We start from the raw sequence: 18,419 nt of genomic DNA on the forward strand, positions 1-18,419 counted from the left end.
GAGACCCCCGAAAATGGCCGATCACGAGTTCCGCATCGAGAGCGATTCACCTGCCAACAAGGAGCTGATGTTCTGGCGCATCGTCGGCCATGAGGCGCTTGCGCGCCCCTCGGCCTACGAGCTCACGGTGCTGTCGAAGAACAGGGCGCTAGACGCCAAGGACATCCTCGGGCGGGGATTCGATGTGGTCATCGAATTCCAGGACAAGGACGGCGGCAAGCACGAGCGGCACTGCCAGGGTCATGCGGTGCGTTTTGTGCGCGCGGGGCACGTGGGCCGGCATTTTGAATACCGCATCACGCTGCGCTCGTGGTTCTGGCTGCTCACCAAGCGCACCAACTCCCGCATCCTGCAGGACAAGAAGGTGCTCGAAGTGCTCGACGCGGTGTTCGAGGACAGCCCGATCAAGCGCTTCAAGAAGACCAAGGCCGACAACGTCATCGGCACGCACAGCCCGCGGCGCTACTGCGTGCAGCACCAGGAAACCGACTACCAGTTCCTGTCGCGGCTGCTGGAAGACGAAGGCATCTACTACTGGTTCGACGCGCATGATGCGCCCGGCACCATGCACCTGTCGGATGCGAGCGACATGGCGCACGAGAAGCTGGCCGTGACCGATACCCTGCGCCATGCAGGCAGCGATGCGAGCGAGGCGCGCTACAACGAGATCTCGCGTTGGGTGAGTGCGCGCCAGTTCGACACCGGCAAGCACGACTCCCGCGACAGCGACTTCAAGGCCATCAAGAAAAAGCTGGGCGCGGTGATCGACGTGCCTGGCGGCCACGAACTGGCCGGCCTCGAGATGTTCGAATTCCCCGGCGGCTACTTCACCGGTGACGACGCCGAGAACCGCGCCAAGCTGCGCGGCGATGAACTCAACGCGCGCCGCGACCGTCATTGGGCCCTGACCAACTGGCCCGACGTGGCCGCGGGCCGCAGCTTCAAGTTCAAGGGTGATCCCGACGGCGCGCGCGACGGCGACTACATCATTGCGGCCTGCACTTTCATGGCCAGTCATCCCGGCTACGAGAGCGTGGCGGCCAGCGCGGTCGAGCAACCGATCCACACCGCCCTGTCCGACGTGCTGCGCGACGATGCGGTGAACGCCGACACCCTGCAAGTGCTCGAAGAGCTGATTGCCGGCACGCCCGCACTGCACACCGCGCTGCCGGGCACCAGTGCGTTCCTGCTGACTGTGATTCCCGTGGACCGCCCGTACCGCGCGCCGCGCCTCACGCCGCGCGTGACCATGCCCGGCCCGCAGATCGCGATCGTGGTGGGTCCCGAGGGCGAGGAGATCCACGCCGACAAGTTCGGGCGGGTGAAGGTGCGCTTTCAATGGGACCGCTACAACGACGGAGACGAGAACTCGACCTGTTGGGTCCGCGTTTCGCAGCCCTGGGCCGGCAAGGGCTGGGGCGGCTATTTCATTCCACGCATCGGGCAGGAGGTGATCGTCGATTTTCTCAACGGCGACCCCGACCGTCCGCTGATCGTGGGCCGGGTCTACAACGACGAGCAGCCCATTCCTTTTGACTCGCACACGCAGAGCGGCTTTCGCACGCGCTCCACGCCCAAGGGCGGGGTGGCCAATTTCAACGAGTTCCGCTTCGACGACAAGAAGGGCTCCGAGCAGGTGTACCTGCATGCGGAAAAAAATCAAGACATCGAGGTTGAGAACGATGAAACGCATTGGGTAGGGCATGACCGAAAGAAGACGATCGACAACGACGAAAACGTCGAGGTCAAGAACAACCGGACCGAGAAAGTAGGCGTCGACGAGAAGATCGATATCGGCAGCAACCGGACCGAAACGGTCGGCAGCAACGAGAAGATCACGATCGGTGCCAACCGCACGGAATCGGTGGGCGCCAACGAGGGCGTGACCATCGGAGCGAATCGCGACTTGACGGTGGGTGGCAATGAGACGGTCGTCGTCGGCGCATCGCGCACGGAGACGGTGGCTGCGAGCCTGACGCAGACCATCGGCGCCAACTTCACCCAGACGCTCGGCGGCGCGCTGAACGTGACGTCCGCCGGCCCGATGACATTCACCGCGGCGGGCGGCTTCACCGTCGTCGCGCCGGGCGGCACGAAGATCATCGACATGTCGCTGGAGCAGTTCGGCGGAAAGATCTTCGAAGGGTACGGCATCAAGATCACGGCCAATCTGGCCAACATGGCGCTCGACAATGCGAAGTTCGCGCTCAACGGCGTGAACCTGGCCTCCACAGGCATCAAGCTGGACAAGGCCATGTTCAATCTTGCCGACAAGGATTGCGAACTCAAGAAGGCAGAAGCACTCATTGGCGCATTTCCCGGCCTCGCCTTGACGCTTGCCGCAGTCAAGATATTTCTTTGACGCACGCGTATGAAAGTCATCAAGCCGATGCCTCTGTCGCTGCTGACAAGGTGCTTCGAGTACCGAGGCAAGTGCTGGTTGGGGATTTCGACGCTGCTGCAGGTCGATCTCTCGCCGGTGCCGCGCGTCTGGCCCGAGAAATCGCTGTGGCAGTTCTGGGCGAGCCAGCCCGAAGCCGAGATGCCCCTGGACGATGCGATGGTGCGGGCCCGGGCGGAATACCTCGTCGTGGGGGGCGCCTTCCCGCACGGAACCGATGGACGCAGCTGCATCGTCGCGGCGCAGGTCGGCGCATTGCGCAAGACGCTGCTGGTTCATGGCGACCGCTGCTGGGACGGTGATCGACCCAGCACGGCTGCCGCGTTCTCCCGCATGCCGCTGCGCTGGAGCGGAGCATTCGGCGGGCCGGCGTTCGCTGCGAATCCGCTGGGCAAAGGGGCAGCGCCGGTGGAGACCGGTGGCGCGCGCCTTCACCTCCTGCCCAATATCGAATACGCCGACAACCCGATCGCCTCGCGCCAGCAGCAGGTGCTGCCCGCGGGATTCGGGCCGCTCGACCAGGCGTGGCCTCAGCGAGCCAGCTTGCGTGGCACCTACGGCGACGAGTGGTTGCGCAACGAATATCCCGCCGTTGCCTCCGACACCGACTGGCAGTTCTTCAATGCAGCGCCGCATGACCAGCAGCAACCCGATGCCTTTCGCGGCGACGAGGCCTACGCGCTGCGGAACATGCACCCCGAACACGCGTTGATCGAAGGCCGCCTGCCCGGGTTGAAGGCGCGCAACTTCGTCACCCACCGCGTCGGCGGGAAGGAAAAGTTCAAGGAAGTGCAGAACCGTTTGAATACGCTCTGGTTTTTTCCGGAATCCGAGAAGGCGATTCTGGTGTTCCAGGGGCTGCACGAGATATTCGAGGACGACGGTGCAGATATCGTTCATCTTCTGGCCGGGCTGGAGTACCTGTCGGCGCCGCGCGAGGCCGAACACTACCTCGCAGTGCGCGACAAGCGGCTGGACATGGAAGACGGTGCCATCGAGTCGCTGCGCGAGGACGATCTGCTTCCGGCGGACCTGGCCGTCTCGCTGTTCAACGTGGAACCGAAGCCGGGGCGCATGCTGGAGCGCGGCGCACGGGGGGCTCGCGAGGCGCGGGTTGCGGCCCACGAACTGGTGAAGTCGCATGGCCTGGACCCGGCGCTGCACGCACCACCGATCGAAGCACCGCCGCTTCCGCGGATCCGCACGATCGACGACCTCCTGCGCGTGCGCAAGGAAGTCTTGGCGCAGGCAGCCGCAATGCGCACCGAGGCCGAAGCTGGCAAGGCCGCCTCGCTGGCGGCGGTGAAGCGGCAGTTCGCGCAAAGCGGCATGGCCTTTTCCCCGATCGAAGCCGAGATGAAAGGCCTTGCCATGCGCGGACCGCCGCGTCCCTATGTGGACGGCCTGCTCGCGCACATGAAGCAGCTCATCGCGCAGGGCGAGCGCACGCCGGGCGCAGTCGACGAACTCAAGGAGATGCTGGCCGATGCCGGGCAGGTTGCCACATGGCGTGCCGGAGAGCGCAGCCAGCTGGTGGGGTATCGGATGAGTGCGCACTACCAGCCACCGGCAGATGCCCTGGACAAGGATGCGGCGCTTGCCCTGCGCCGGCGGGTGCTGGAACACCATGCGCAGGGCGGGACGTTCCGCGACTGGGATCTCACCGGGGCAGATCTGTCCGGAATGGAACTGGAGGGCGCGGACTTCCGGGGCGCCTTGATGGAGCGAGCCAATCTTACCGGCACCCGGCTTGGCCGCGCCGATCTGAGCGATGCCGTTCTGGCCCATTCGACACTTCTGCTCACGGATCTGGCTGGCGCCAATCTGTCGCGCGCGAACCTGGGGGCCTGCCGGATCGAGAAGGCGGATTTCTCCGGTGCCGAGCTGAGCGATGTAGTCTTCAGCCGCGCCCGGATCGACGAAACGAGTTGGCGCCGCGCGAGGATCGACGGTGTGATGCTCGAAGAGGCGGCCATCGGCGCGCTCGACTTCAGCGGCGCCCACGCAGCGAGCGTTCTGCTTTTCCGTCAGCGCGATCTGCGACAGTGCAGCTTCGCCGGCGCGCGCTTCGGCCAGTGCGTCTTTCTCGAGTGCGACCTCTCGGGTGTCGACTTCTCGAACGCAACGATCGGCAAGTGCGCATTCGTCACGGTGGCGGCGCAGCGCGCGTCGTTCAAGGGCCTGCGCATCGAGTCCGGCTGCTTCGTGAAAGGCTGCGTGCTCACAGGCGCCGATTTCTCGCAGGCGCATCTGGCGGCAATGAACTTTCGCGGGGTTGAGGCTTCCGGCACAGTGTTCCGGGGTGCACGCCTGCAGGGTTCGGATTTCAGCGAAAGCGACCTGTCGAATGCGGACTTCCGGGGTGCGGACGCTCGGCAGACACGTTTCGTGCGAGCGCGGCTGAACCATGCCAATCTGGGCGGAGCCAACCTGGTGGATGCCGTCTTTCAACATGCGCATTTGGACGGCACCGACTACCGCCGAGCCAATCTCTTCCAGAGTGACTTCGCGCGCGTGCGCATCGGCGCCGGCGCAGAGTTCGGCGAAGCGATCACCGCGCGGATGCGGACCTACCCCCGCCACGCGCGCACTGCGGAGCAGGCATGAAGATGGACAAGGCACAGGTTCTGGCGTGCGTGCAGCGCGCAGAACCCATCATGGGCCAGGACCTGTCGGGCATGGATTTCTCCGGGCAGGACCTGTCCGGCGCGGTGTTCGACACCTGTACTTTTCACGACGGCCAGTTGGTTGCCGCCGACCTCGACGAGAGCGTCTTCATCCGCTGCAGCTTCGAGCGTACCTCGCTGGAGCGCAGCCGGATGACTTCCACTTCGTTCGCCGAATGCACGTTCAACCGGGTCGTGATGGTCGACGTCGACATGAAGAGCGTGGCCTTCTTCCAGTGCCGCATCGACGGACTCGCGATGGGCCGCAGCCGCCTGGATTTCGTGAGCTTCGTGAAGTCCGAACTGAACCGGCTCCTGTTCGTCGAATCGCGGCTCGCGCAGGTCACTGTGGTCGATTGCAAGACGGGCATCCTGGACCTGAGTGGCGCTTCGCTGGATCGCTGCGTGCTGATGGCGTGCGATCTGCGGCAGGCCATTTTCAAGGACACGGCCTTCTCGACCGTCGTCTTCCTCAAGTCCGATCTGTCCGGCCATTCATTCGCTGGCCAGCGATTCATCTCATGCCAGTTCATGGAAGCCGATCTGAGCGGTTGCGACTTCTCGCATGCGCAGGTCGTGCAGGCGAACTTTCAGAAGGCGCAGCTCGCCGGCGCCAGATTCGACCACGCCAATGCAAGGAACGCGATCTTCATGGAAGCGGGGCTCGTCGGCGCGCGCCTGGACCATGCGGACCTCGCCCAGGCCTTGTTCATCGCCGCACAGGCGGCGGACAGCAGCTTCACCTCGGCCAATCTCTATCAGAGCAACTGGGTCAGGGCGGTTCTGCCAGGCGCACGGCTGGACGGCTGCGATCTGACCTATGCGGATTTCTCGCATGCCGACCTGCGCCAAGCCGACCTGCGCGGCGCATCGATGTTCCGTTGCAACCTGCATGCCGTGAACGACGAGGACGCCGTCTATACCGATCGGGCGCGCTCGCTCGAGAGCGATCCCCTCGTGCTGGCCTCTGAACGATGGGCGCCGGTTCCCCTTTCCTGATGGAGTGAGACCATGAGTATTCGAGAAGACACGTTGATGCAGCTCTGCGCGACGCCGCTCCACGGCAGCGGTACGGTGCGCGCCGTCTCGGCGAGCGGTTTGCTGACGGTCGACACCGCCAATGGCGAGCGCATTGCCGCCAGAGCCGCCAGCTGCCTGGTCGCTCCTGCGGTGGGAGACAAGGTATGGTTGTGCGGCGACTTGGCCGAGGGCCTCTATGTGACGGCGGTGCTAGCGCACGCGCAGGCCGGCGCGCAGCGCATCCGGCTGCCTGCGGGCAGCAGCATCGAAGTGACGGATGGCGCGTTGACGCTGCGCGCAGAGGCGTTGAACCTGCAGGGCGGGCAACTGGCGCTGCAGGCCGATTCCGCGGCCTTGTGCGTCGGCTCGGTCACCGGCGTCGGACGTGAGGCGACATGGTCCTTCGGCCGCATCAAGATTGTGAGCGACCTGCTCGAGTCGTTTGCCGAACGTTTCGTGCAGTTCTCGCGCTGGAGCCTGCGCACGGTCGAAGGCATCGACCAGGTGCGCAGCCGGCAGATCGACTACCGTGCCGACCAGTTGATGCAGCTGCAGGCGGAGAACCTGGTTGCGAATGCGGCCAACCTTGCCAAGCTCGACGGCGAGCAGATCCACCTGGGCTAGCGCCGAACTTTCAGGAGCCACTTATGTTCGCCAACTGCCAGCTCATGGGCACCGACACGGCCTTTCCTGACGTCTGCCTCACGCCGAGCCCCGCGGGGCCAGTGCCGATCCCCTATCCCAACATCGCGATGGGGCCGATGGCCGTGCCCAATGTGCCGACCATCCTGTTCATGGGCGCGCCCGCGCACAACATGGGCACCACGATACCGATGACGAACGGCGACAACGCCGGGCTCGCGACCGGCGTAGCGTCGGGCATGGTGATGGGGCCGAGCCGGCATCTGACCGGCGCCTTCACCGTGCTGCTGAAGGGCATGCCGGCCACGCGCATGACCAGCGTGTCGCTGCAAAACAGCACCAACGCGCCGGGGTGCCGGCTGGTGCCCAGCCAAGTCAAGATCCTGATGTTGGCGGCCTGACGGAACGGCCTGGAACGATCGTCCACACACTCCGCAGTACGAATGCCTGCATGAGTTCCAAGCCATGTCCGATCACGAGTTCCGTATCGAAAGCGATTCGCCCGCCAACGGCGAGCTGATGTTCTGGCGCATCGTGGGCCACGAGGCGCTCGCGCGCGCGTCGAGCTACGAACTCACCGTGCTGTCGAAGAACCATGCGCTCGATGCCAAGGACATCCTCGGCCGCGCCTTCGACGTGGTCATCCAGTTCCAGGACAAGGACGGCGGCATGCACGAGCGCCACTGCCAGGGCCACGCCGTGCGCTTCGAACGCACCGGCCACGTGGGACGCCACTTCGAATACCGCATCGGCCTGCGCTCCTGGTTCTGGCTGCTCACCAAGCGCATCAACTCGCGCATCCTGCAGGACAAGAAGGTGCTCGAAGTGCTCGACGCGGTGTTCGAGGACAGCCCGATCAAGCGCTTCAAGAAGACCAGGACAAGCAACGTGATCGGCGCCCACAATCCCCGGCGCTATTGCGTGCAGCACCAGGAAAGCGACTACCAGTTCCTGTCGCGGTTGCTTGAGGACGAAGGCATCTACTACTGGTTCGATTCGCACGACGCGCCCGGCACCATGCACCTGTCGGACGCGAGCGACATCGCGCACGACAAGCTGCCCGTGGAGGGCACGCTGCGCCACATGGCCACCGACACCACCGAGGCGCGCCACAACGAGATCTCGCGCTGGGTGAGCGCGCGCCAGTTCGACACCGGCACCTACGCCTCGTGCGACAGCGACTTCAAGGCCATCAAGAAGAAGCTCGAGGCCGCGGGCGGTCAGCCCGACAAGCACGAGCTGGCCGAGTTCGAGGCCTTCGAGTTTGCCGGCGGCTATTTCACGGGCGGGGATGCGGATGACAAGGGCAAGCTGCGCGGCGAGGAGATCGTCGCGCGCCGCCAGCGCCACTGGGCGCTCACCACCTGGCCCGACGTGGCGGCGGGGCGCAGCTTCACCTTCGAGGGCGACCCCGACGGCACGCGCGATGGCGACTACGTGATTGCCGCCTGCATCTTTGCGGCAAGCCACCCCGGCTACGAGAGCATTCCCCATGCCACGCCGAGGATGCCCATCGAACAGGCGTTGCGCGAGGCGCTCGACGACGACGCCGTGAACGCCCAGGCGCGGCCCGCACTCGAGGCGCTGATCGCCGACGCGCCCGCGCTGCGCACCGACCTGCAGGGCACCAGCGCCTTCCTGATCACCGCGATTCCGGTCGAGGTGCCGTTCCGCCCGCCGCGCCTCACGCCGCGGGTCGTCATGCCCGGGCCGCAGTCGGCCATCGTCGTGGGGCCGGCCGGAGAGGAGATCCACGCCGACGACTTCGGCCGCGTGAAGGTGCACTTCCACTGGGACCGCTACGACAAGAGCGACGAGAAGTCGACCTGCTGGGTGCGCGTGTCGCAGCCGTGGGCGGGCAAGGGCTGGGGCGGGTACTTCATTCCGCGCATCGGTCAGGAGGTGATCGTCGACTTCCTGAACGGCGACCCCGACCGGCCGATCATCGTGGGCCGCGTCTACAACGACGACCAGCCGATCCCGTTTGGCTCGCACACGCAGAGCGGCTTTCGCACGCGCTCCACCCCCAAGGGCAGCGCCTCGAACTGCAACGAGTTCCGCTTCGAGGACAAGAAGGGTTCGGAGCAGGTGTACCTGCACGCCGAGAAGAACCAGGACATCGAGGTCGAGAACGACGAGACCCACTGGGTGGGCCACGACCGCACCAAGACCATCGACCACGACGAGACCACGCACGTCAAGCACGACCGCACCGAGACGGTGGACAACAACGAGACCATCACCGTGCACGGCCAGCGCACCGAGACGGTGGACAAGGACGAGACCATCACGATCCACCAGAACCGCACGGAGACGGTGGATCTGAACGAGACCATCTCCATCGGGCAGAACCGATCGATCACGGTGGGCGCGAGCGAGACGGCGACCGTGGCGCTGCAGCGCACGCATTCGGTGGGAATCAACGAGACCATCACCGTGGGGGCCGCGCAGGAGATCACGGTGGGGGCGATGCAGGCGGTGACGGTGGGGGCGAGCCAGACGATCAATGTGGGGGCGAACCAGTCGAGCAGCATCGGGGCCGATCGGTCGGTGGATGTGGGGGCGAATCTCTCCACCACCGTGGGCAAGAACGAGTCGCGCAGCGTGGGCGAAGGGCGCACGTCCAGCGTGGGAAAGGACGACGCGCTCACCGTCGGGAAGAACCTCGTGATCGATGCGGGCGACTCCATCTCCATCAAGACAGGCAGCGCCAGCATCACGATGAAGAAGGACGGGACCATCGTCATCAAGGGCAAGGACATCACGATCGACGCTTCCGGAAAGATCAACGCGAAGGCAAGCGGCAATATCGTGATGAAGGGCTCGAAGATTCTGCAGAACTGACTGCATGCAAGGAGATCGACCATGAGCGGCAGGGACCTGATCGACGCACAGCTGGAGGCGGCTGCAGCCATTGCGCCGTGGAACTCGGTTGTCACGGGAGAATTGATCGCCATCGCCGATGAGGGGCAGACGCCGCTCGTCACCTTCGCCGGCCAGATCGGCACGGCGGCCGTTCGGGCGCGCAGCGTGATCGACCTGCACGGTGCGCACATCGGAAAGAGCGTCGTGCTGATGTTCGAAGCGGGGGATCCGGTGCGGCCCATCGTCATGGGCGTACTGCGCGGCGCGCAGGGTTGGCCTGTGCCCCATGTGCCAGGCCAAGTGGAAATCGAGGCCGACGGGGAGCGCGTGCTCGTGAGCGCGTGCGATCAGCTGGTGCTGCGCTGTGGCAAGGCCAGCATCACGCTCACGAGCGCGGGCAAGGTGCTGATCCAGGGCAGCTACGTCTCGAGCCGATCGAGCGGGGTCAACTGGATCAAGGGCGGATCGGTGCAGCTGAACTGAGACGGGAGAAGACCTCGTGGAACTGGTCAACGCCACGCGCATGGTCGCGGGAATCAATATCGGATTGGCGCCCAGCGGGCGCGAGTCTCTGGTGGTTGTGATCAAGGGCACCTTCCGCATTCCGCAGCCCGGCGAGGCGGCCGGGCATTTCGAGCTGCACGAGCAGCAGTTGCCGCTCGTGACTGCCGACACCTTCACCGGAGAGCCGGGGCTTTCGGCGCCTTTGCAGGAGGTGGATTTCGCACCGTGCAAGCCGCGCTGCGACATCCTGCTGTCGGGCACTGCCTACGCGCCGGAGGGGAGGCCCTCCACGGAGGTCGAGGTCGGCGTCAGGGTGGGTGGTTGGAGCAAGAGCTTCAACGTGGTGGGGCCACGGCATTGGGTCTGGGCGCCGCTCGGTGTCACCGCGTCGCCGCCCGGAACCTTCGTGCGGCAGCCTCTTTCGTACGACGTCGCATTCGGCGGGGTCGATCTGCGGCATGAAGATCCCTCGGAGCACGTGGCTTTCATGCCCAACCCGGTGGGCTGCGGATTCCACAGGCACAACCGGATGGATTGGATCGACGGAGCGCCCCTGCCACGGACCGAACAGATCGGCCATGCCGTGCGTGATCCAAGCGGCAATTATCAACCGATGGCTTTCGGTCCGGTGGGGCGCGGGTGGTCCACACGCGCGTGCTTTGCCGGAACCTACGACGACGAATGGCTGGAGAAGCACTTTCCGTTCCTGCCGCCGGACTTCGATCCCCAGTACTTCCAGGCCGCACCGGCGGACCAGCAGGTGCCGCTGGAGTTCTTCCAGCAAGGCCCGGTCGAGGTGGCGTTGGGCAATCTCACGCCGGAAGGCATCACGCACTTCACCCTTCCGCACCTCATTGCGCCGGTGCATGTGTTCCCCAAGCGCGGCGAGCGCGAGGACTACACCGCCGTGCTCGACACCGTGGCGATCGAGCCGGACGCGCGGCGCTTCAGCCTCTCGTGGCGAGTGACGAGGCCATTGCGGAAGAACCTGCACGAGATCGCGCAGGTGCTGGTCGGAAAGAAGGGCACGGAGTGGTGGCAGCAGCGCGAGCAGATGGCCTTCCCGATTCCGGTGGTGATGATCCCGATGCCGTCCGAAGAGGCAGAGGCGACATGAGTTCGCCACCGTTCGCCATTCTTCGATCGGGCCTGGTCACGCCGGTCGGGCTGACTGCGCCGGCGAGTTGTGCGGCGTTCCGCGCCAGGCTGACGAATCCGAGCGAGACCCGCTTCATCGATGCCGATGGAGAGTGGATCATGGCGCACCAGGTGCCGCTGGAGCAGCCTTGGCGCGGCCTTGCCAGGTTGGCGCGGATGGCCGCGATGGCGATCGGAGAGGCGTTGGCGGATGTCCCGCGGGAACAGTGGGATGCATTACCCCTGATCCTGTGCGTTGCGGAAGCGGACAGACCCGGGCGGATGGAGGGGGTGGACGACGAACTCTTCCAGCGCATCCAGGAACTGCTGGGTGTCGGCTTCTCGGCCGATTCGATGATCGTTGCGCAGGGCCGCGTGGGCGTCGCGGTGGCCTTCGCACAGGCACGTGCGTTGATGGCCGGGCCGCGTGCGACACGCGTGCTGGTGGCCGCCAGCGACAGCCTGCTGTCCTGGCCCACGCTCGGCCACTACGAGCGTGGGGACCGCCTCCTCACGGCCGGCAATACCGATGGCTTCATGCCCGGCGAGGCTGCCGGCGCCTTGCTGCTGGGCGCGCCCGAAGGCCGTGCCGGCGAACTGCTGTGCACCGGCATCGGCCTTGGCCGCGAGCTTGCGCACATCGAAAGCGAAGAGCCGCTGCGCGCCGAAGGTCTTGCCCAGGCCGTCAAGGCGGCGCTGGCCGACGCGGGGTGCCAGATGCACCAGATGGATTTGCGCATCACCGATCTTTCGGGAGAGCAGTACTACTTCAAGGAGGCGGCGCTGGCGCTGTCGCGCACGCTGCGCGTTCGCAAGGAGGCGTTCGACATCTGGCATCCGGCGGAATGCACCGGAGAGGTGGGCGCCGCATCCGGCATTGCCATCGTCTCCAGTGCGCTGGCGGCCTGTGAGAAGCATTACGCCCCCGGCCCGAACATCCTTGCGCACATGGCCAACGACGCCGGCCAGCGCGTGGCGCTCTGCCTGCAATACACGGTGCCCGAATGAGCAACCAGGTCTATGCCAACAACATGGAGGTGTCCTGCAAGCAGGCGGCGGGCAAGGCGATCTGCGCCTTCCCGGACGTGTGCTTCACGCCGCCGCAGACACCCGCAACGCCGCCGGGCGTTCCCATTCCCTATCCGAATACCGGAATGGCGTCCGATACGACGAGTGGCTCCACGAGCGTGAAGATCTCCGGCCAGGAGGTGATGCTCAAGAACAAGAGCTACTTCAAGAGAAGCTCGGGCGACGAGGCGGGCTGCGCACCCAAGAAAGGCGTGGTGACCAGCAAGAACATGGGCAAGGTCTACTTCAACGCGTGGTCGATGGATGTGAAAGTGGAGGGCGAGAACGTCGTGAGGAACCTGGACATCACGACCCACAACCACGCATCCTTTCCCGGCAACTCGCCCACCTGGCCCTACATCGACGAGGCCGCATTCGCCGCCGGCAGCGATCATCCGTGCGCCGCGGTAGCCAAGAAGCTGAAGACGCATTGCACCGCCGCAGCGGGCCCCTTTCTCAAGCCCGACGGCAAGGGCGGGAAGATGATGCCCGCGCGCAGCCGCAAGGCGGCCATGAAGAGCATGTGCAGCAAGAAGAACGAGAAATGCAGGGACGCCATGGCCTGCGTCATGACCAAGAAGAGCCCCAACAACTGCTGTCCCAACTCCAAGGGCAAGAAGCCGACGCCCCACCATGTCGTTCCCGATTCGCAGTTCAACAACTCGTCGGGCAAGCGCATCCGGCTGGGTGCCGGAAAAAAATACAGCTACAACGGCGCGCCCTGCGTGTGCGCGAAGGGCAACAGCCATTCGACCGGTGCACATGGGGAGATCCATACCGAGACCAACAACCTGACGGTCAACCACAAGTCGCTGGACGCCAAGAACGTCTCCAAGACAGGCAAGTCGATCATCGGGGAGCCGCGCTGGAGCGTGGGGGAAGCGGAGGATGTCGGCGCCAAGGCCGTTGCCGCGGTGACGGGCTGCGACAAGGACTGCACCCAGTCCCAGGTCCGCGCCGGACACCAGGCCATGGGAATCGAGGAGTCCGACCAGATCCGCCCCACGACGGCCGGCGAAGTCAGCAAGCCGCGCAGCATGAAACCCAAGAAACCCAAGCGCCGCTGAAGCCGCGCGTCACAGGAGTCGACCATGAGCAAGGCCCCCTTCAAGGATCTGATCTTCCGCACGGCGGCGGTGATCTCGCCGCGCTGCGGATTCATCTATGCCTGCGATCCGAGGCTGGAGCGCCGCGAAGAACCGCATGCCTACGTGTTCCTGTGGGACGACGGAAAAATCGACCGCGGCGACTGCAACTATGACGCCCACAGCGTCTGCCTGATCGACCATCCCGAAGACGGCACGGTGGACATCTCCGAAGCCGGGTACTACACCGCCGACACCGATGACGACCGCGTGACGCAGGATCTCTTCGAGAACAGCGCACCGCCGCCGAAGGAGAAGCGTTCGCGCGGACTGCGCTCGGTGCGCGAGATCGGAGGCGTTGCCCATGCGATCGGCATCCGCGGGATGGTCTATCGGATGGACGTGCTGGACCGCTGGACCCGGATCGACGAAGGCCTGCCCGGCAGCTTCGATGGCCAGGCCATCCATGGCTTCGGCGGATCCGACCTTTTTGCGGTCGGCTTCAAGGGCGGCGTCTGGCATTTCGACGGCAAGGCATGGCGCCGGCAGGACGTTCCGACGAACCGCAACCTGACCGCGGTGGTCTGCACTGCGGAAGGCACCGTGTACATCGGCGGACACGGCGGAACACTGCTGCATGGCCAGACCGATCGATGGTCGCTGATCGATCATGGCGACACGGCTGAGGACATCTGGGACCTGGAATGGTTTGCGGGAAAACTCTACGTCTCGACGCTCGATGGCCTTTTCGTTCTCGACGGAGACCGCCTGCGTCCGGTGGCCTACGGCAAGCACACGCCGAAAACCACCTACCAGCTCAGTGCCTGCGAAGACGTGATGTGGTCGAACGGAGAAACCGACATCATGGAATTCGACGGAAAGGCGTGGACGCGCATTGTCTGAGCGACCACTGATCTCGCACATGGCCATGTCCGCATTCGCCCGACCTCCTGTACCGACGGTGGTGCAGCAGCACCTCGAGAGCGCGGATGCATTGCGCTCGACGCGGTCGGTGCAGGTGCGTGCGCCCCAAGTGGAACTGCACCGATTGCGGCGCCTGGACGATCGCCTGGCGGCGAGTCTGGATGGGTTGGCTGTTGCGGGCGACTACGCAAGGCATCTCGGCCTGGCCGCGTTGGATTCACCGGGCTCCGGGCCCGTATTCGTGGCGACAGTCGGCGCGATTGAGGCCCGAGACCCTGCATTGCTCGAAAGATTGCTGTCGCTTGCCGAGGCCGTGCCCGAGGCGCGGGTGGGCTTGGTCTCCGCCTTCGGCTGGGTGCCGGCCCCCGCGTTGCGCGGCATCACCCGCGCATTGCTGGATTCGCCGCACGCCTTTCGCCGGGACATAGGCCTTGCCGCATGCGCCATGCACCATGCCGACCCGCAAACCGTGCTCGAAACCGCCATGGCCGATGAAGAGCACTCGGCGCAGGCCATCGTCGTTGCCGGCAAGCTGGGCCGCATCGATCTGCTGCCCGGCTGCCTGGGCGGGCTGATGCACGAGGACGCCCAGCGCCGCTTCGAATCGGCCCGCGCCGCGCTGCTGCTCGGCGACCGGCAGGCCGCACTCCGAATGCTCGTTGCGTTCACGGGGGAGGGCGGTCCTTGCCAGGCGGCAGCTGCGATGCTGGCGCTCAAGGTTCTTCCCGCCGAACAGGCCCATGCGCTGCTCCAGACGCTCGCCCAGAAGGATGACTCGGTCCGCATCCTGATCCGCGGCATCGGTGCCGCCGGCGACCCGCACTACGTGCCCTGGCTCATCGCGCAGATGGGCGACCTGAAGCTCGCAAGGCTGGCGGGCGAATCCTTCAGCACGATCACCGGGCTGGACCTTGCCGCCGAAGATCTCGAACTGCAGCCCCCGGAGAACCCCGTGGCCGGCCCCAACGACGACCCGGACGACGAAGACGTTGCCATGGACGAGGACGAAGGCCTTCCCTGGCCCGATGCCGAAAAGATCGATGCATGGTGGCAAGTCAACGGCCACCGCTTTCCGCACGGCATCCGCTGCTTCGTGGGCGAACCAGTCACGCAGGGGCACTGCCTCGCCGTGCTCAAGACGGGGTTCCAGCGCCAGCGCATCGCCGCCGCCGAGCATCTGTCCCTGATGGCGCCGGGCAGGCCGCTGTTCAACGCGGCAGCGCCGGCCTGGCGCCAGCAGTGGCTCTTGTCGCAGATGGAGGCGTAGCCATGCAGGCTCGGTACATCCTTGCTGCGTTGGCCATCGCCTTCCTGATCGCGGCCGCGTTGCGCTGGGCGCGCAACACACCACGGCGCACCGACCCCGCCACCCGCACCTGGCTCCTCATCGCCCTCATCTTCACCGCCGTCGCCGCCTGGCTGCAATGGCATACCTCTTAAGGCGAGATTGCCAACCTGCTCCACGGAATGAATACTCCTTCTGAGTTTTTTCGCCCGTGCATGCGCGGGCTGTGTTCGGGCGTAGAAGGGCATAGAGCCTCGGGGGCAGATTCATGATCCATATCGCTGTCATCACCCGGCAAGGCGCTCCGGCGGGGCAGCCCATCGCTGCCGATTTCGGGCCCAACGGGGGCACCATCGGACGCGCCGACACCAACACGCTGGTGCTCGTCGATCCCGACCGCACGGTCTCGCGGGTGCACGCCCAGGTGCTGTGCCGCGACGGCCAGTACTTCGTCATCGACCGCGGCAGCAATCCGATGCAGTGCAACGGCGTGTCGCTGGGCTCGGGCAAGGAGGCTCCGCTCACCGATGGCGCGCGGCTGGTCGTGGGCAGCTTCGAACTCAGCGTGCGCATGAGCGCGGCCGCGCCGCCGGCATTGGCCATTCCCAATACCGTGATGTCGGCGCCGCTGGGCGCAGCCCCCGCGGCCAGCACCGGCGACGATCCCTTTGCCGACCTGCTTGCGGGGCTCGGATCGCCTGCGCCAGCCGCGGCCGGTGGGGGCCGTGCGCCCGGTGCCAGGGCCGCCGCGCCGGCAAGCGCGGATCCGCTGCTCTTCCCCGACCCGATGGAAAGCGGCTCGCGCAACGCGCAGGCTGCGCAGATCGATCCGTTCGCCAACCTGCTCGGGCCCACGCCTTCCTCCGCGCCGGCCGCAGGCCTGGGTGCGCTCGACGATTTCTCCGACCTCGGCGCGCCGCCCGCGCACGGCAAGGCAGCCGGCATCGACGAGCTCTTCGGCGGCATGGGCGGGGGCGGCGGCATCGGCGGCGATCCGCTCGCACTGTCGCCGCTGGCCGACCCGCTGCTGCAGCCGAACACGGCTTCTTCCGCCGATCCGCTGGCCGCGTTGCAGAGCGCGGCGCCGCCCACGCCGACACCGCGCTCCGACCACCTGCCGATCGACCAGTTCGGCTTCACGCCGCCGAAGGCGATCACGCCGCCACCGGCCGCCGCGCCGGCGGAAGCACCGCCGCGCTTCGACGACATCACGGGGCAGCCGATACGCATCAGCGGCCCCGAGGTTGCGAGCCGGCCGTTCGAGCCACTGCCGCCGCCACCACCACCGCCGCCGCCCGTCCAGCGGGTGCCCGCCGCAGCCCCGCGCACCGCTTCCGACGACGAACTGCTCGCCGCCTTCCTGCGCGGCCTCGCCAGCACGCACCAGGCGCCCGAGATGCTCACGCCCGGCCTCATGGAGCGCATCGGCTCGATCCTGCGCAGCGCCACCGAGGGCACGCTGCAGCTCTTGCTCACGCGCCAGGAGTTCAAGCGCGAGGTGCGCGCCGAGGTCACGATGATCGCGGCGCAAGCCAACAACCCGCTCAAGTTCTCGCCGACCGTCGAGGTCGCGCTGGCCCACCTGCTGGGGCCCGGCGTACGCGGCTTCATGCCGCCGGAGGCCGCGATGCGCGATGCCTTCAACGACCTGCGCGCGCACCAGTTCGGCGTGATGGTGGGCATGCGTGCGGCGCTGGCCCATGTCATTGCGCGCTTCGAGCCCGAAGAGCTCGAGAAGAAGATCAGCGCGAAGTCGGCGCTCGACGCGCTCTTCAGCGCCAACCGCAAGGCCAAGCTCTGGGACCAGTTCGTCGCGCTCTACGGCGGCATCGCGAGCGAGGCGGAAGACGACTTCCACAACCTCTTCGGCAAGGCCTTCCTCGAGGCCTACGAAGAGCAGATGGCGCGCCTCAAGTCGGACACCTGAAGAACTTTTCCCTCAGGCACGAATACAACAGCACCAGCAAACGCGAGGCACCCCGCTTGGAAATCGAAATCGTCACGCTGTCCCGGCAGGGCGGCCGCAACTACAACGAGGACGTCCATGGCCACTGGCACGACGAGCGCTACGTCGCCTGCCTGGTGGCCGACGGCGCGGGCGGCCATGGCGGCGGCGATGTGGCGGCGGCAACGGCGCGCAGCAGCGTGCTGGGCGGCTTCTCGGCGGCGCCGGGGCTGGACGAATTCACCTTGCGCACGCTGGTCGAGCAGGCCAACCGCGACGTGGTGGCGCGCCAGGCCGAAGGCGGCAAGCTTGCCGGCATGCGCTCCACGGTGGTCTTCGCGGCCATCGACCTGGAGAGCCAGGCGCTGGCCTGGGTGCACAGCGGCGACAGCCGTGCCTACCTGTTTCGCGGCGGCGCCATCGTGGCGCGCACCACCGACCACAGCCTGGTGCAGCAGATGGTGGCCGGCGGCATGCTCGACGAGGAGGGCGCGCGCCTGCATCCGCAGCGCAACATGCTGCTCTCGGCGCTCGGCTCGGTGGAGGAAGCGCCCGACATCACGGTGTCCGACCGCATGCGCCTGATGCCCGGCGACGTGCTGCTCTTGTGCAGCGACGGCGTGTGGGAGCCGCTGGGCGACGAGTGCCTGGTCGACACGCTGCACGCTTCGCGCACGCCCAGCCAGTGGACCGAGCAGCTCGATGCGCAGATCAAGGCGCACGCCAAGCCGGGGTACGACAACTACACGGCGCTCACGCTGTGGGTGATTCCCGATGACGGCGACGATGCCACGCGCCTGATGCCGGCGGTCGAGGAAGAGACGATGCCGGCGGCCATCGAGGCGAACGGGAAACCGGCGGACTAGACGCGCGCTGC

15 protein-coding genes are annotated in these 18,419 nt (G+C 66.2%); all 15 read left to right on the forward strand.

What is annotated here, in order from left to right; all coding sequences use genetic code 11:
• Positions 1 to 13 precede the first annotated feature (13 nt).
• The 15 genes from EJO66_RS14940 (at position 14) to EJO66_RS15005 (ending at position 18,408) form a co-directional block, all read left to right on the forward strand.
• Positions 14 to 2,362, forward strand: coding sequence for a type VI secretion system Vgr family protein (locus EJO66_RS14940; protein ID WP_124958602.1), 2,349 nt, complete (start codon positions 14 to 16; stop codon positions 2,360 to 2,362).
• A gap of 9 nt (positions 2,363 to 2,371) precedes the next feature.
• The gene (locus EJO66_RS14945) at positions 2,372 to 5,008 is read left to right on the forward strand and encodes a DUF2169 family type VI secretion system accessory protein (protein WP_124958603.1); all 2,637 of its coding nucleotides are present in this window, start codon (positions 2,372 to 2,374) and stop codon (positions 5,006 to 5,008) included.
• On the forward strand, positions 5,005 to 6,066 hold the full coding sequence (locus EJO66_RS14950) for a pentapeptide repeat-containing protein (protein WP_125965516.1): 1,062 nt from the start codon (positions 5,005 to 5,007) through the stop codon (positions 6,064 to 6,066). The genes EJO66_RS14945 and EJO66_RS14950 overlap by 4 nt, the downstream gene beginning before the upstream one ends.
• A 12-nt stretch (positions 6,067 to 6,078) precedes the next feature.
• Positions 6,079 to 6,711: a DUF3540 domain-containing protein gene (locus tag EJO66_RS14955; protein WP_124958605.1), complete on the forward strand. Its 633-nt coding sequence runs from the start codon at positions 6,079 to 6,081 to the stop codon at positions 6,709 to 6,711.
• A gap of 23 nt (positions 6,712 to 6,734) precedes the next feature.
• On the forward strand, positions 6,735 to 7,130 hold the full coding sequence (locus EJO66_RS14960; protein WP_124958606.1) for a DUF4150 domain-containing protein: 396 nt from the start codon (positions 6,735 to 6,737) through the stop codon (positions 7,128 to 7,130).
• 64 nt (positions 7,131 to 7,194) lie between these two features.
• Positions 7,195 to 9,573: a type VI secretion system Vgr family protein gene (locus EJO66_RS14965; RefSeq protein ID WP_125965517.1), complete on the forward strand. Its 2,379-nt coding sequence runs from the start codon at positions 7,195 to 7,197 to the stop codon at positions 9,571 to 9,573.
• Positions 9,574 to 9,594: 21 nt separating this feature from the next.
• Positions 9,595 to 10,077 (forward strand): DUF6484 domain-containing protein, encoded by a 483-nt coding sequence (locus EJO66_RS14970; protein WP_124958608.1) that lies wholly within the window; start codon positions 9,595 to 9,597, stop codon positions 10,075 to 10,077.
• A gap of 16 nt (positions 10,078 to 10,093) precedes the next feature.
• The gene (locus EJO66_RS14975) at positions 10,094 to 11,215 is read left to right on the forward strand and encodes a DUF2169 family type VI secretion system accessory protein (protein WP_125965518.1); all 1,122 of its coding nucleotides are present in this window, start codon (positions 10,094 to 10,096) and stop codon (positions 11,213 to 11,215) included.
• On the forward strand, positions 11,212 to 12,243 hold the full coding sequence (locus EJO66_RS14980) for a hypothetical protein (RefSeq protein ID WP_125965519.1): 1,032 nt from the start codon (positions 11,212 to 11,214) through the stop codon (positions 12,241 to 12,243). Before EJO66_RS14975 ends, EJO66_RS14980 begins: the two co-directional genes overlap by 4 nt.
• Entirely contained in the window at positions 12,240 to 13,370 is a 1,131-nt protein-coding gene (locus EJO66_RS14985) for a PAAR-like domain-containing protein (protein WP_124958611.1), read from the forward strand. Before EJO66_RS14980 ends, EJO66_RS14985 begins: the two co-directional genes overlap by 4 nt.
• A gap of 24 nt (positions 13,371 to 13,394) precedes the next feature.
• A complete protein-coding gene (locus tag EJO66_RS14990; RefSeq protein ID WP_125965520.1) occupies positions 13,395 to 14,291 on the forward strand; it encodes a hypothetical protein in 897 nt (298 codons plus the stop codon).
• Between the two features lie 25 nt (positions 14,292 to 14,316).
• A complete protein-coding gene (locus EJO66_RS14995) occupies positions 14,317 to 15,579 on the forward strand; it encodes a TIGR02270 family protein (RefSeq protein ID WP_125965521.1) in 1,263 nt (420 codons plus the stop codon).
• Between the two features lie 2 nt (positions 15,580 to 15,581).
• Complete coding sequence (locus EJO66_RS32555) at positions 15,582 to 15,752, forward strand: hypothetical protein (RefSeq protein ID WP_164547828.1); 171 nt, start codon at positions 15,582 to 15,584, stop codon at positions 15,750 to 15,752.
• Positions 15,753 to 15,865: 113 nt separating this feature from the next.
• On the forward strand, positions 15,866 to 17,524 hold the full coding sequence (tagH, locus tag EJO66_RS15000) for a type VI secretion system-associated FHA domain protein TagH (protein ID WP_125965522.1): 1,659 nt from the start codon (positions 15,866 to 15,868) through the stop codon (positions 17,522 to 17,524).
• Between the two features lie 56 nt (positions 17,525 to 17,580).
• Positions 17,581 to 18,408, forward strand: a complete 828-nt coding sequence (locus tag EJO66_RS15005) for a PP2C family protein-serine/threonine phosphatase (protein WP_124958614.1) — start codon at positions 17,581 to 17,583, stop codon at positions 18,406 to 18,408.
• Positions 18,409 to 18,419: the final 11 nt, after the last annotated feature.

The organism is Variovorax beijingensis (genome assembly GCF_003951285.1).
In the GTDB taxonomy this organism is placed as follows: domain Bacteria; phylum Pseudomonadota; class Gammaproteobacteria; order Burkholderiales; family Burkholderiaceae_C; genus Variovorax; species Variovorax beijingensis.